Raw genomic sequence first — 13,664 nt, 5'->3', positions numbered from 1 at the left:
GCCTCGTACGACAGCGATAGAAGCCACTATTGTGCCATCAACTAAAACTTCGTCAATAATCTTAAGGCTGGCGCAGACCTCCAGGCGAATGATCTGAGAAACCCTTGGCCACAGCCGCAAAGGATTTCATGCTCTGGGTCGTCTCACGATACTTCGTTACAACCGTTCGCCGATGATTGCAATTGGAAGCGGGTTGACCCAACACTCAGCATGCTGTTGGACACGCTTTACGACGGAGGCTTCATTCGAATAGAGGATTCTCACGCGACCCACATCGTGCAGATCCCCCCTGAAGCTGTCGGCTAACAGCTAAAAGTGGGCGCTGCGTACAGCGGCGCGCCATGACCGCTCTCGCAGACGCTATCACTACTACGCTACGCCACACCACTTTCAGAAAACCCTATATCCAGACTGCGTGACGATTTGATCATCGCTGCACACTCATCACTGATGACAGGCTTACTGAAAAGATAACCCTGCATTTGATCGCAGCCATACGCCACGAGCAGCTCCAGCTGGTCGACTGTTTCAACGCCTTCTGCAATGACCTTAAGACCCAATTCGTGCGCCAGTACGATTACTGCCCTGGTGATCGCGGCGTCCTCATGATTGCTGGTGATATCCTTTATGAACGCCCTGTCGATTTTGAGGGCATCAAGAGGAAACCGCTTCAGGTAGGCCAAACTGGAATAGCCCGTTCCGAAATCATCGACGGAGAGGCTTATACCATACGATTTTATATCTCGAAGTATCTCAACCGCCGACTCGGGATCGATCATCAGCATCGACTCCGTCAGTTCGAACTCTAAAAGAGCGGGGTTGATACCGTATGCTTCAACGACGTGCTTGACGGTCTCAGCCAGGCCTTTGACTTGAAGTTGCCTGACGGATAGATTGATGGCGATCGGTACCAGCCTTATGTTGTTCTCTTCCCAGCTTTTTAGGGTTTCACAGACTTTCCGTATAACCCAAACGCCGACAGGAATGATCAGGCCAGTGTCCTCAAGAATAGGGATAAAATCGGCCGGAGAAATCATACCTTGCTCCGGGTGATTCCAGCGCAATAAAGCCTCCAGACCACTTATCCTGCCATCGGCGAGGCTGACCTTTGGCTGAAAATGCAGAATAAACTCATCGCGATCAAGCGCACCCCGCAATAGCGTTTCCGTTTGCAAGCGTCTGGTTAAACTTTCGTTCATTCTGGCGTTGTAAAACTTGAAATTGTTACGGCCACTTTTTTTCGCATGGTACATGGCGGTGTCCGCATTCTTCAAGATAACGCCAGTGTCACGCCCGTCAAATGGATAATTAGCGATGCCTACACTCGCTGAAACGAATATATCCTGACCGCCAAGGTTGAACGGTTTGCCCAGCGCATCAACAACGTGGGTCGCCAGCGATTTTATGAGGCTCTCGGAATAGACGTTGTGTGTGACGACAATCGAAAATTCATCGCCTCCCAGCCGCGCAACCACACTGTTCTCATCCATGCAGCCTTTCAAGCGTCGACCCGCCTGGATAAGCAATTGATCGCCTACTGAATGCCCCATGGTGTCATTGACGGCCTTGAACCTGTCCAAATCTATGAATATGACGCTTACTGCATCTGGCGCTGACGTTGTCCGACTGATTATCTCGCGCAGATAATTGCTGAGAAACCAGCGATTAGGCAGATGGGTAAGCGAATCATTTTCGGCCAGGTAGGTGAGCTTTCTCTTTGCGTCATGCCTTTCAAGCGCGGCTGCCAAAAGGTTGGCAAGTGTTTGAAGGTAGCTGACATCTTCACGCGTAAACGTGTAATCCCTGCTGGCATACACACCAAGAACGCCCTTGAAGACCTCCCTGCAAGAGATATCAACCTCCAGGCCACTTCTAATATTGCAAACGTCCACTGTTTCACCAGGAAGCAGCGCGTACCTGCTATCTGGCGCATCAGCATTAATGAAAAACCCGACAGAAGCAGCAGTCCCGCTCAAAAAATCATTGTGATAACCACTGCGGATCTCAACGTCGGTGAAGCCAACCTCCGCGCTGAGGATGACCTCATGATTCACTCGATCAATGACCCGTAAAGCGGCCTTGCTCAAGTTCAATCCTTGCGCCGCAGTCAGTGTTGCCCGTTCACCCAGAACACTGACGTTTTCCTCGGTCAACGCCTGCTGGCCAAACAAGGCGATAAGGTTTTGCCTTCTGGAGTTATCCAGAATCGCCACCTCAAACTCTTTTCGATCGGTGATATCGATATCGATGCAGATATATTTTTCAACGCCGCCCAGGTCATCGAGAATAGGTATGATAGTGCGTCGATGCCATGCAACCTTGCCGCTGCGACCTGAGAGCCTGACCTCACCGTTCCACACCTCATTTTCCGGTGCCCATTGCCACGGTTCAGTGGTTGAAGACATGCCGGTCCAGACCTCATCGATCGTCAACTCTAAAAGCTCGGCTCGCGAGTGCTGTGAGCTTGTTACGAATCGTTCGTTAACGTAGGTGATACGTCCGGAGGCCGACACTTCGCAAACGATGGACACCTCATCCAGGGCATTTTTATGCTGCACCAAGGTATTCATCAACGATTCGATACGCAGACCAAAGTGATTGCGCATACTTGCGGCAGTGCGGTTTACCGCTTTTATAGCCTCCTGTATTTCCATGGGAGCATCAGCGACCAACATCGCTTCTGCTGCCACTGCACCTGAAGCAATTTCCGCCTCATAAGAGTGAAGTTTGCCCAGGTGAGCAAGCGAACGCTTGATCATGAACCCCATCAACATCAAACTTATCAGCAGAAAAAATACCGCAAACAATGTAGCCTGGATCACAAGACTATAGAGTTCGGCAGCAATTCTCTCGGCATTAAAAGACAAACGCATCACACCATAATCTTTTCCGCCAATAGTGATCGGGCGATTGACATCGAATAATCTTGCAGCGACTTCAGACTCTATCCACGCAGGCGCTCTTCCAACCGGCGCACTGGCTGCCTCAAGGCGAATCACGCCACCCGACAGGTCAATAAACATGGCCGACTTGAACGGCGAGCGAGCCAGGGTTTTTTCGAGGGTTCTTTTGATGGTGTCGTAATCGCCGATGACGACACTTTCCTCAACCGCTTGCGCCGCAACCTCAATGAGCATGTTAGCGGTGTCTTGTATCTCTTCAATATGCTGAAGCAGCTGGTTTTTATAAAACAGTCCCAGCCCTGTCGTCAAAAAAGTCAGTATCAGAATGGATAACATCGCCAGTATTCGCGACGTCAGTGATTTGGGCAGCAGGCTTTTAAAGAAATTCATTAACAGCCTCTCCAGCTAACGTTGAAATTATTTACTTAAGGTTTGCTGGCAAACTGTTATAAAAATCACGATAGGACGCATAATCCGCTTCCGTCGCAGGAATGAAGGTAATCGGTGCCGGTGCATGGACCAGCTCGGTCGCCTCACGAAGAACCCTGCTACCGTCGGGATCGTTTTGCATATTAAAAAATGCGTTGGCGACCGCATCACGTTCTTTTTTAGAAACCCGAGGGGATGCCATGAGGGCCAAATCATTGAACGAGGCTGAACTCCACAGTACGCGGAACGACTTCCCTTCTCTCTCCGTGTAGCCGCTTACCAGCTGTGAATTGGCTCCCATCGCTTGAGCCTTACCACTGAGGAGTTGGCTGAAAGCACCGTCCATGTTCCCTGCAAACACAGTAGACGTGTTGATCCCTTTCTTGACCAATTCCGAGCTTGTGACTTTATAAGCAATGAACGCTTCCGGTCCCGGGTACACGACTTCCTTGCCCTCCAGCTCCGAAAGGCTATGAATTGGCGAGTCGGCAGGCACCACGATTTGCCCCTCAAGCGCAGGCGCGTCACGGCGACCAAACACCTTCCAGCCCATCTTGTCGCGTTCCGGGCTAAACAGATGATTGGTAAAAGCGAAATCAACTTCTTGGGCGAGCACATAACTCGTTGTATCAGAGGACGTTCGCCCTAACTTCAGCGTAAGATTCACGCCGCTTTTTTCGGACACATACTTTATGATTGGATTCCAAAAGCTGGCTGAAAGATTAAGATTGTACTGATTGACGGGCGAAAAGTTGTACACTTTAAGCTCTTCAGAAATCGCCACATTCGACAAGGCAAACGACAGGGCGATCATTATAGCTTTGCAGCTCAGGCGTAACTTCACTTGTCAACTCCGACTGTACAATACGGCTTATTCAACGATGATTAGAGCCAACTTAATTTCAGCAATATCGTATAATCGGCCGAGTTTCTTGAATCTTAAGCACCGATTGCATGAATAAATGTTAATGGCCAGCCAACGCACCTGCCTGCCCCGCCAAATGCGGCTAATGGCCAAAAGCAGTCGTGCATCACAGCACAAACGGCTGACGTCCCCCCACCCGGCAAAGAAGAGTAATTGGGATATCTTGTCGGGCTGTCGATCCGCTCACCACTCCAGGGAAGCCAATGCTCATTTCACTCTTGTCCAATGGTCGGCCACAAACGCCAGACCGATTGGAACTGATAGCCCCATGGTGGAGCTTTACGAAAACGGTCCTGGCTACGACAGCCCTCTCGTTGGTACAGGATGGACTGACCGGGTTGGACGACCCTATCCCTGATCAACCTTTCACTTTGCGCCAGCTACTGCGGCATGAAGCAGGCCTGGCTGATTACGGAGAACTTGCGGAGTATCACACCGCCGTTGCTAACGGTGAGCCCGCTTGGCCGGCAGATGAAATGATGCGACGTCTTGACGGTACTCGACTTCGATACAGCCCTGGAAACGGCTGGCGTTACTCGAATGTCGGCTACTTATTCATCGGCAGGCTCATTGAACGGCTGACCGATCTGACGCTTGATGATGCAGTGATTCAACGTGCTCTTGCCCCTCTGGGTATCTCGAACGTTCGCTTTGCTAAAGCGCGAGCCGACCTACAAACGATCCCTCTGGGAAGTACCTCGAATGATGACCCCGCCTGGGTTTACCACGGCTTGTTGATAGGTCCGATTTCTCAAGCAGCGCTATTTCTGGACCGACTTCTCAGTGCAGAGCTCCTCTGCGCAGGCTTGCTTCAGGAAATGCAGACAGCACGAACACTAGGCGGCCCGATTTCAGGGCGCCCATGGATCACGCCGGGCTATGGCCTCGGCTTGATGCAAGGTTCGATTGACGGCGGGCATTCTCTAGCTGGGCACACAGGCTGCGGGCCAGGCAGCGTCATTGCTGTCTATCGCATCGGCGATGGCGACGCATCGGCTTGCTGCGCTGCTTTTGAGGCGGACGCCACTGAAGGTGCCGTTGAAGCCATCGTCGTTGAGCAACTGATGCAAGCTCTAAGACAGAAGGGCTGAGGGCGTCAAAATGCTTTTGGCGTAGCTGTCATCATGCGTTGAATGCCCGCTTCGACTCGATACTGACGACAGATCAAACAAAAAACCGCTCTTTCAACGGCACCAACGCCGCCCCCAGAGCCGCCGCATCGCCATTCGTCTCGCTCAGCAATAACTGCGGCCGAGGCGGTGGGGAGTTGTAGCGATGGGTGCCCCAGAAAGTCGTCGCGGCGATCAGGCGTTTTCCCAATTCGGGCGGTAATTGCCCGCCAAACACCACGGCCTGCGGATCGAACAACCCGGCCAGTGCGTTGACCAGACGATCCAGGGTGGGCTTGACGCGTGTCAGCCAGGTATCCACACCGGGCCAGTCGAGGTCGAAGCGCGAGCGCAGGTCTTCGATCGAGTCGACCTGCACGCCGCTCTGATGCAGGTCTTCGAGCAAGTAACGCAGAGCCGGACGGTTTATCGATTCTTCGTCGTTGTAGAGGGTGATCTCGCCTGCGTTGCCGTGGCTGCCGAAGTACGGCTTGCCGTTAATCACGACGCCCGCGCCGAAGCCGAAGTTGAATGACAGGTAGATGAAGTTGCTGGCCCAGGCGCCCACACCGACCAGGCTTTCGCCGATGGCTGCGGTGGTGGCGTTGTTTTCCAGCCAGACCGGCATGCCGAATCGTTCTTCCAGCACCGGTTGCAGGTCCATCAATGACCAGTCGCGCAGCGGTTCAGGCGCATTGATCTGGCGGTTCTCGAGAAAAAAGCCGGCAATCGCGAAGCCCATGCCGACGACCCGTTGCACTTCGATGCCGTTGCGCTGAAGCATGCGTTCGATGGTCTTTTCCAGCGAATCCAGGGTGCTGTTGCGGCTTAACGGCGGCGTGCGCAGGGTGACCTGTTCCAGCACATTGCAGCCCAAATCGGCGACGCAGACCACTGCCGAGTCGGTGTTGATCGATACGCCGATGGCATACACCGCTTCGTTGATCAGTTCGATCCGCGGGCTGGGTTGGCCGCGACCGTTTTTGACGCGCTCACCGCTGCGCAGCAGACCACGGCTGATCAGTTCTTCGATAAGCCGGTGCACCGACTGTTGAGCCAGGTCCATCTCGGTCGAAACCGTGGCACGGGTGATCGCGCCTCGACGACGAAGGATGTCCAGCAGCTTGCGTTCATTGAGGCTCAACGGTTGATGCGAATCAAGTGGCGTGTCGAGGTCGAGAGGCATGGAATCTTCAAATCATAGGAGGATTAAAACAGTCGGCGCGTGAAGCAGTGTATCGCCCACCATCCATTGCACACTTCAATCATGAAAATTTAATAAAAGTCGCGCAGGTCACAAATACTACACACAACCTGTATTAAATGGCATTGAGTTCTTGTGAGTGTTCTCATGCCTTCCATCCGTAAGATGTTTTCTGTGCTGGCCCTGCTGTCGCTCGCTGCACACACCTTCGCCGCACCGGCCGAGTTCTGGTACAGCCACAGTGGCGCGGCCGGGAGTGCCATCGCGGACTTGTGCAGAAGCTTCAATGCGCAACGCGAGGAAGAGGATCGTCTGCACTGCATTCGCCAAGGCAGCTATGAGCAGACGCTGCAGAAAACCGTCGCCGCTTACCGGGCGGGAATAGGCCCGGCACTGGTGGAGATTTACGACGTCGCCACGCCTGACATGCTCTTGGGCGGTGCCACCCGACCTGTCGAGGCGATCATGGCCGATCATCACAGGGCCTATCCCGACGACACCTTTCTGCCAGCCTTGCGGCGCTACTACGCCGACGATCACGGCACGCTCGCGGCGCAGCCTTTTGCGGCGTCCACAGCCGTGCTCTACACGCACAGAAATGCGCTGGCCGCTGCCGGGATCAGTGCGCCACCCACCACGTGGGAAGCTTTTGCGGATGCCTTGCGAGCCCTTAAGAAAAGCGGCCAGAAATGCCCGGTCGTCAGCGCGTTTGCGCCCTGGATCTGGCTGGAGCAGACCAGCGCAGCGCAAGGCACCGCCGTTGCTGTTCGCTCCGCAGGCAGTGACCGTTATCAATTCGACGAAGGCTCCCATCTGCGTCTCATGAAAGACCTCGCGCAATGGGCCCGTGAAGGTCTGGTGGTCCATGAGGATGCAACCCGCAGCGGACAGCAGGCACTGGCGTTTGCCACCGACGACTGCGCCATGCTGATCGACTCCACCGGGGCGTGGAATGTTGTGCACAGCACGCCCGAATCCGATATTCAGGTCACGGCACTGCCGATTTACGCGGGTACCCAACGACGCGCCAATGTCCCCGGAGGCTCCTCGCTGTGGGTGATGCGCGGGCATTCCGTGAGGGATTACCGACTGGTGTCGGAATTTCTGGCATTCGTGCTGCAACCGGACAATCAGTTGATGTTCAGCGCACGGACGGGCTACCTGCCTGTTACTCAGGCTGCCGCCGCACGCTTGCAATCCGCAGCCAGCGAGCCATCGGCAATGACGGTCGGACTGGCAGCGCTGACCGATATCAACGGTCAGCCCTCCGCGCCTTTGCGCTGCGGTTTTATCACGCTGATGCGCCTGATCTGGTCGCAGGAAATGGAGAACGCGCTCGCGGGTCGCCAGAGCATCGATCTGGCCCTGCGCCAGACGACGCTGCGGGCCAACCAGCTGCTGGGGCTGTTTCAACAGATGCATCAGGCCCAGGCCAGCAACGACTCAAACGAGGCAACGCCATGAAACCGCGTGCGCATTTCCCACAGCCACGTCTGGCGTTACTGTTCGCCCTGCCGCAACTGCTGGCGCTCGGCCTGTTCTTCTATTGGCCTGCGATCCAGGCCATCTGGTGGTCGTTTCATCTGGTGCCACCCTTCGGCGGCAATGAAATCTTTGTTGGTCTGAGCAATTACTGGCGTGTGCTGAAAGACCCCGGCGTGCTGGCGTCGCTGGGCTCGACGCTGGTGTTCAGCTTATCGAGCGTCGTGCTTTCGATCCTCATCGCGCTGGTGCTTGCCCTGTGCCTGGAACTGAAACTGCGCGGCAACGCCGTGTTTCGCAACCTGCTGATCTGGCCCTACGCGGTATCGGGCGCAACCATCGGTATCGTCTTTCATGTGCTGGCCAATCCGGTGATGGGTATTTTCGCCTGGCTCAACGCGATTGCACCCGGCACCTGGGCGCCCTACTCCAGCCCGATACAGAGCATGCTGTTGCTGATCGTGGCGTATGCCTGGTGCCTGGTGCCGTTCAACTTCGTGATGCTGGTCGCCAGCCTGAAATCGGTGCCCGACGACTACCTCGCCGCTGCAGCACTGGATGGCGCAGGTCCATTGCGGCGCATGCTCGACATACAACTGCCCCTGATCGCGCCCTATCTGTTGTTCGTGTTTGTCATCGACCTGCTGGAAAGCCTGTCGAACAGTTTCGGCCTGGTCGACACCCTCACCCAAGGCGGACCTGGCGACACCACCAATGTGCTGGCCTACAAGATTTACACCGACGGGTTCATGGGGTTGGACCTGGCAGGCTCATCGACCCTGTCAGTGCTCATGCTGCTCGCGGTGGTGGCGCTGAGCATCGCTCAATTCAAACTCCTGTCGCGCTTCCAGCGTCGCGGGGTGAAAGCATGATCGAGCATAACCGGCTGTTCAACGCAGGTGCTTACCTGCTGCTGACCCTGGGGCTGGTGTTCGCGCTGGGCCCGCTGTACATGGCGGTCTGCTCGGCGACCGTCAGCAATCCACAACTGTTCGCCCACGGTCTGGCGGTGATTCCCGGCGACCAACTGCTGGAGAATCTGCAGCAGGTCACCCGGCGTCTCAATCTGCTGCGCCTGCTGGGCAACAGCCTGCTGGTCGCCACACTGGTGGTGATCGGCAAGCTGACGCTCTCGGCGCTGACAGCCTTTGCCGTGGTGTACTTCCGCAGCCGCTACAGTTCGGTGATTTTCTTCGCCGTGCTGGGGGCGCTATTGCTGCCGCTGGAAGTACGGATCATCCCCACGTATGCAGTGGCCAGCGATCTGTTCGGCCCCGTGCGCAGCCTGTTGCACTGGCTGGGCATTCAGTGGCTGCCGCTGCCGACCATCAATTTGCTCGACAGCTACCCCGGCCTCGCCCTGCCGCTGATTGCCTCGGCGACCGGCACCTTCCTGTTCCGACAGTTCTACCAGGCGCTGCCTGCTGAGCTGGTCGAAGCCGCACGGATGGACGGTGCCGGGCCCTGGCGGTTCTTCATCGACATCCTGCTGCCATTGTCGAAGACCAACTTTGCAGCGCTCGGCACGCTGGTGTTCATCGGCGCCTGGAAGGATTACCTGTGGCCGCTGGTCGCAACCAATCGCGAGGACATGCGCACGCTGGTGCTGGGCGTCGCCAGTTTCCTGCCGACCGATGCAACTCAGGTCCCCGAGTGGAACCTGCTGATGGCCGCTGCTGTGGTCAGCATGCTGCCGCCCATCCTCGTCATTGCGCTCATGCAGCGATGGTTTGTCAAAGGCCTGATTGGAGTCGGTAAATGAACGCGCTCACCCCTATTACCTGCGCGCCGGATATTGTCCTCAAAGGCCTGCACAAAACCTATGGCACAGACCACATCCTTCACGGGCTCGACCTGGTTTTCAAGGCGGGCGAGCTCAACGTGATCCTTGGCCCGTCCGGGTGTGGCAAGTCCACGCTGCTGCGCATGGTGGCAGGGCTGGAAGAGGTCAGCCAAGGGCAGATTCTCATGGGCGGCCGCGATGTTACGCGCCTGCCGCCCAAGGAACGCGGCTGCGCCATGGTGTTTCAGAACTACGCGCTCTACCCGCACATGAGCGTGGCCGACAACATCGGCTACGCGCTCAAGCTGGCGCGGGTTACACGCAAGGAACGCGAGCAGCGCATCCGCGAGTGCGCCGCCTCACTGGGCCTGGAGGAACTGCTGCAACGCAAGCCTGGAGAACTTTCCGGCGGCCAGCGCCAGCGCGTCGCCATCGGTCGGGCGTTGATCCGCAAACCGCCGGTGCTGCTGTTCGATGAGCCGCTGTGCAATCTGGACAGCGCGCTGCGTCATGAAATGCGTCTGTTGATTCGCAGCCTGCACCGGCAGACCGGCGCGACGATCCTGTATGTCACCCACGATCAGACCGAAGCCATGACCCTCGCCGAGCGCGTGGTGATTCTCGACAAGGGCCGTGTCGAGCAGATCGGCACGCCCGCCGAGATCTACGATCAACCCGCCAGCACATTCGTTGCCAGCTTCATCGGCACGCCGCCCATGAACCTGCTGCCGGTGCATTGCCTCGACGACAGGATTTTGCTCCTCGCCGATGGGCAGCGTTTGCCCATCAGGCTCGGTATTGCCAGCAACCGGACCGGCAAATGGCTGATGGGCCTGCGCCCCGAGACCTTCATGCTCGACCAGGAAGGCGTCACTGCCACAGTCGAGTCATCGGAGAATCTGGGTAGCCACACGCTGCTGTATTGCCAACTGGCTGGAACGCGCTGCGTTGTCAGCCTCGCCGGACGGCAACATCAGATACCCGGCACCCAGGTTCGACTCGCGATCAATTCCACGCCCTTGCTGTTCGATATCGAGACCGGCCAGCGCCAGCTCGTGACCTTCTCCCACACCACCAAGTGACCCGCCATGCTCAAACCTGCTCCCCTCGTCCGCTCGTCCCTGATTGCCCATCGCGGTGCCAAGGCTTACGTGCCGGAAAACACTCTGCTGGCCCTGGAAAAAGCTGCCGAATGCGGCGCCGAGTGGGTCGAGATCGACGTGAAGCTGACCCGTGATGGCCAGCCGGTCGTGATTCATGACGACTTGCTGGACCGCACCACCAACGGCCGTGGCGCCGTCGTGCTGCATGAGCTGCAAGCTATCCGCATGCTGGACGCGGGCAGTTGGTTCGCGCCTGAATTCGCCGGCCTGCAGGTGCCGACCTTCGAAGAGATCGTGGCCTGTGCGCTGCGCCTCAACCTGGGCTTGCAGGTCGAACTCAAGCCGACCATTGGCGACGATGTCGAGACGGCGGAAGTGGTGATGCCGATCCTCAAAAATCTGTGGCCCGCCGACAACGATCGGTTGTTCGTCTCCAGCTTTTCGGTACGTTCGCTAACGGCCGCGCGACGCTTGTGGAACGATGTACCGCTGGCTATCGCCTCCGTGGTGGCGCCTGCCGACCCGGTCGCGCTGTTGGCCGAATATGACTGCCGAATACTTCACGTACTTGACGATATGCTCGATGACCATCACCTTGTTCGCCTGAAAAGCAGCGGCGTCGAATTCGCCGTGGCTACCATCAACAGCCCGAAACGTGCGCACTACCTGCTGGAACATGGCGCACAGTCGATTCTCAGTGATTACCCGGACCTGTTGAACCTGCCGAACGGAGGCTGTCTGCAATGAACAACCGACTCAGCGTCGCCATGCAAGCTGTAGAAAAGGCCACTGGCCTGGCCATGGCGTATTTTAACGACCGCCACACCCTCGACATCACCACCAAAAGTGCGCAAGACCTCGTCTCCCGCGCCGACTTTGAAGTGGAACAACTGCTGCGTGCAGAACTGAGCAAACACTTCCCCGACGATACAATCCTGGGCGAAGAAATGGGCGGCGAATTCATCACCGACGGCTGGGTCATCGACCCCATTGACGGCACTGGCAATTACCTGCGCGGCACCCCATTGTGGGGAATCGCGGTGGCGTACATGTCGGCAGGCGAGCCCGAAATCGGCGTCGTCGCCTACCCGGCACTGGGCTACACCCTGGCAGCCCGCACGGGTGATGGCTTGCTGCGCAACGGCGTCCCTTTTGTCCGCCCTCAACCACCCGAGCACCTGCGCATCGCCGGCGTCGGTGAAAACACCCGCTGGGACGCCGAAGAGATGGGCAAACTGCACCTGAGCCTGCGCCGACAGGGCTGGGGCCTTGCTGGTTATCGCTGCGCCACCATCGGCCTGGCGTTCGCTGCTTTGGGGCAGACAGACGGCTACATGGAGAAATTCACCAGCCTCTGGGACATCGCAGCGGGCGCCGTTATCTGCCGGGAGGCCGGATTGTTGTGCACGATTGAGGGCGAGCAGAAACAAGGCTCAATGACGGTGATGGTAGGCCGTGAGGAGTTGATGGGAATTTTTGGTGCGTAATGCGCCGGGCTAGTCGACGCAGTGTTCTGACTGCGTTTGTCCGCCTGCTGGCATGCCTGCCCTTCGTCAACAGCAGGCTGCTGGCGGCAGAAACCTTTCCCGCATTGCGCCAGCCTGCCGCCGAGAAAGGTATCCGGTTCGGCTTTGCGATTGATCCGGCAAAGCTGAGTGACGATGCGGCCTATCGGCAGCTGGTCGCCCGTCAGGCCAGCATCGTTGTGCCAGAAAATGCTTTGAAGTGGCAGACCGTCCACCCCGAACCAGAGCGTTACAACTTCGCGCCCGCCGACGCAATCGCGGCGTTTGCGAAAGCGCATGACCAGCGTATGCGCGGGCACACCTTCTGCTGGCATCGCTCCTTACCCGACTGGCTTCACCACACCGTCACCCCGATGAACGCCGAAGCAGTGCTGACGGCGCACATCAGTACCGTCGCCAGCCATTATCGCGGCCTCATCAGCGCATGGGACGTCGTCAACGAAGCCATCCAGCTGGAGGACGGCCAGCCTGACGGGCTGCGCAATTCATTCTGGTATCAGATGCTCGGGCCTCGCTATATGGACATAGCCTTCAAGGCTGCGCAAAAGGCCGACCCGGACGCCCTGCTCTGCTACAACGATTACGGCCTGGAAAAGGATACCCATTACGGCGAAAGCAAACGCACTGCCGTGCTCGCCCTGCTGCGCGGGCTCAAGCAGCGGGGCATTCCCATACACGGCCTTGGCATTCAGTCCCACCTGCGTACAGGCGACACATTTGGTCCGGGCCTGTCTCGCTTTATTCTGGCAGTGCGTGATATGGGGTTGTCGATCCACATCACGGAACTCGACGTCGACGACAGCCACTTGACGGGGTCCATCGCAGATCGTGATGGATCAGTTGCAGCGACTTATAAGCGGTATCTCGACGTGGTGCTTGCCACGCGCTCGGTATCTACCGTTGTTACGTGGGGTGTTTGGGACAGCCCGCATATTGCCGGTGCCACGGCCAGCAACGGGCCGTTGGCACAACGGGCATTGGCGTTTGGCCCACGAGGTGAGGTGAAGCCGGCGAGCTGGGTGATCGCGCATTGTTTCGAAAACGCACAAACACAGAAGGATGCGCGGTTTTAGGCGCATAGCAGCCTTCATGGCAGCAGTATCGCCAGAGCGGTTCAGCGCTTTCTGACGCCTGAAAACGACGGAGCCCCCGATAAACGGGGGCTCCGGCTCTGGACCTGAACAGCAGGCTCCAGCTACA

At 57.2% G+C, this 13,664-nt stretch carries 11 protein-coding genes; 8 read left to right on the top strand and 3 right to left on the bottom strand.

Features of this window, described 5'->3' with window-relative positions:
• Positions 1 to 374: 374 nt before the first annotated feature.
• Together BT119_RS15440 and BT119_RS15435 are read right to left on the bottom strand one after the other, a co-directional pair.
• Positions 375 to 3,293: a putative bifunctional diguanylate cyclase/phosphodiesterase gene (locus tag BT119_RS15440; protein ID WP_054081924.1), complete on the bottom strand. Its 2,919-nt coding sequence runs from the start codon at positions 3,291 to 3,293 to the stop codon at positions 375 to 377.
• 31 nt (positions 3,294 to 3,324) lie between these two features.
• A complete protein-coding gene (locus tag BT119_RS15435) occupies positions 3,325 to 4,146 on the bottom strand; it encodes a phosphate/phosphite/phosphonate ABC transporter substrate-binding protein (RefSeq protein ID WP_003431792.1) in 822 nt (273 codons plus the stop codon).
• Positions 4,147 to 4,460: 314 nt separating this feature from the next.
• On the opposite strand from BT119_RS15435, the gene BT119_RS15430 reads away from it, so the two are divergent.
• Positions 4,461 to 5,348 (top strand): serine hydrolase domain-containing protein, encoded by an 888-nt coding sequence (locus tag BT119_RS15430; protein WP_003368979.1) that lies wholly within the window; start codon positions 4,461 to 4,463, stop codon positions 5,346 to 5,348.
• A gap of 73 nt (positions 5,349 to 5,421) precedes the next feature.
• On the opposite strand, the gene BT119_RS15425 is transcribed toward BT119_RS15430, so the two are convergent.
• Positions 5,422 to 6,552 carry an ROK family transcriptional regulator gene (locus BT119_RS15425; RefSeq protein ID WP_003431794.1) on the bottom strand — a complete coding sequence of 377 codons (1,131 nt, stop codon included), beginning with the start codon at positions 6,550 to 6,552 and terminating at the stop codon, positions 5,422 to 5,424.
• A gap of 165 nt (positions 6,553 to 6,717) precedes the next feature.
• Between BT119_RS15425 and BT119_RS15420 the strand changes: the two genes are divergently transcribed.
• The 7 genes from BT119_RS15420 to BT119_RS15390 are packed head-to-tail and all read left to right on the top strand — an operon-like array spanning position 6,718 to position 13,537.
• On the top strand, positions 6,718 to 8,034 hold the full coding sequence (locus BT119_RS15420) for an extracellular solute-binding protein (protein ID WP_072366272.1): 1,317 nt from the start codon (positions 6,718 to 6,720) through the stop codon (positions 8,032 to 8,034).
• Positions 8,031 to 8,924, top strand: coding sequence for a carbohydrate ABC transporter permease (locus tag BT119_RS15415; protein WP_072366270.1), 894 nt, complete (start codon positions 8,031 to 8,033; stop codon positions 8,922 to 8,924). Before BT119_RS15420 ends, BT119_RS15415 begins: the two co-directional genes overlap by 4 nt.
• On the top strand, positions 8,921 to 9,814 hold the full coding sequence (locus BT119_RS15410; RefSeq protein ID WP_072366268.1) for an ABC transporter permease subunit: 894 nt from the start codon (positions 8,921 to 8,923) through the stop codon (positions 9,812 to 9,814). The genes BT119_RS15415 and BT119_RS15410 overlap by 4 nt, the downstream gene beginning before the upstream one ends.
• Positions 9,811 to 10,917, top strand: coding sequence for an ABC transporter ATP-binding protein (locus tag BT119_RS15405; protein WP_072366264.1), 1,107 nt, complete (start codon positions 9,811 to 9,813; stop codon positions 10,915 to 10,917). The genes BT119_RS15410 and BT119_RS15405 overlap by 4 nt, the downstream gene beginning before the upstream one ends.
• 6 nt (positions 10,918 to 10,923) lie before the next feature.
• Positions 10,924 to 11,685, top strand: coding sequence for a glycerophosphoryl diester phosphodiesterase (locus BT119_RS15400; protein WP_003368990.1), 762 nt, complete (start codon positions 10,924 to 10,926; stop codon positions 11,683 to 11,685).
• Positions 11,682 to 12,425 carry an inositol monophosphatase family protein gene (locus BT119_RS15395; RefSeq protein WP_003317091.1) on the top strand — a complete coding sequence of 248 codons (744 nt, stop codon included), beginning with the start codon at positions 11,682 to 11,684 and terminating at the stop codon, positions 12,423 to 12,425. Before BT119_RS15400 ends, BT119_RS15395 begins: the two co-directional genes overlap by 4 nt.
• A complete protein-coding gene (locus BT119_RS15390) occupies positions 12,425 to 13,537 on the top strand; it encodes an endo-1,4-beta-xylanase (protein ID WP_072366262.1) in 1,113 nt (370 codons plus the stop codon). The genes BT119_RS15395 and BT119_RS15390 overlap by 1 nt, the downstream gene beginning before the upstream one ends.
• Positions 13,538 to 13,664 lie beyond the last annotated feature (127 nt).

The sequence above is a fragment of the Pseudomonas sp. NFACC10-1 genome, assembly GCF_900119195.1.
GTDB classification, from domain to species: Bacteria; Pseudomonadota; Gammaproteobacteria; order Pseudomonadales; family Pseudomonadaceae; genus Aquipseudomonas; species Aquipseudomonas cerasi.
The sequence above is the reverse complement of the archived record's forward strand: the minus strand, read 5'-3'. Positions and strand labels throughout refer to the sequence as shown.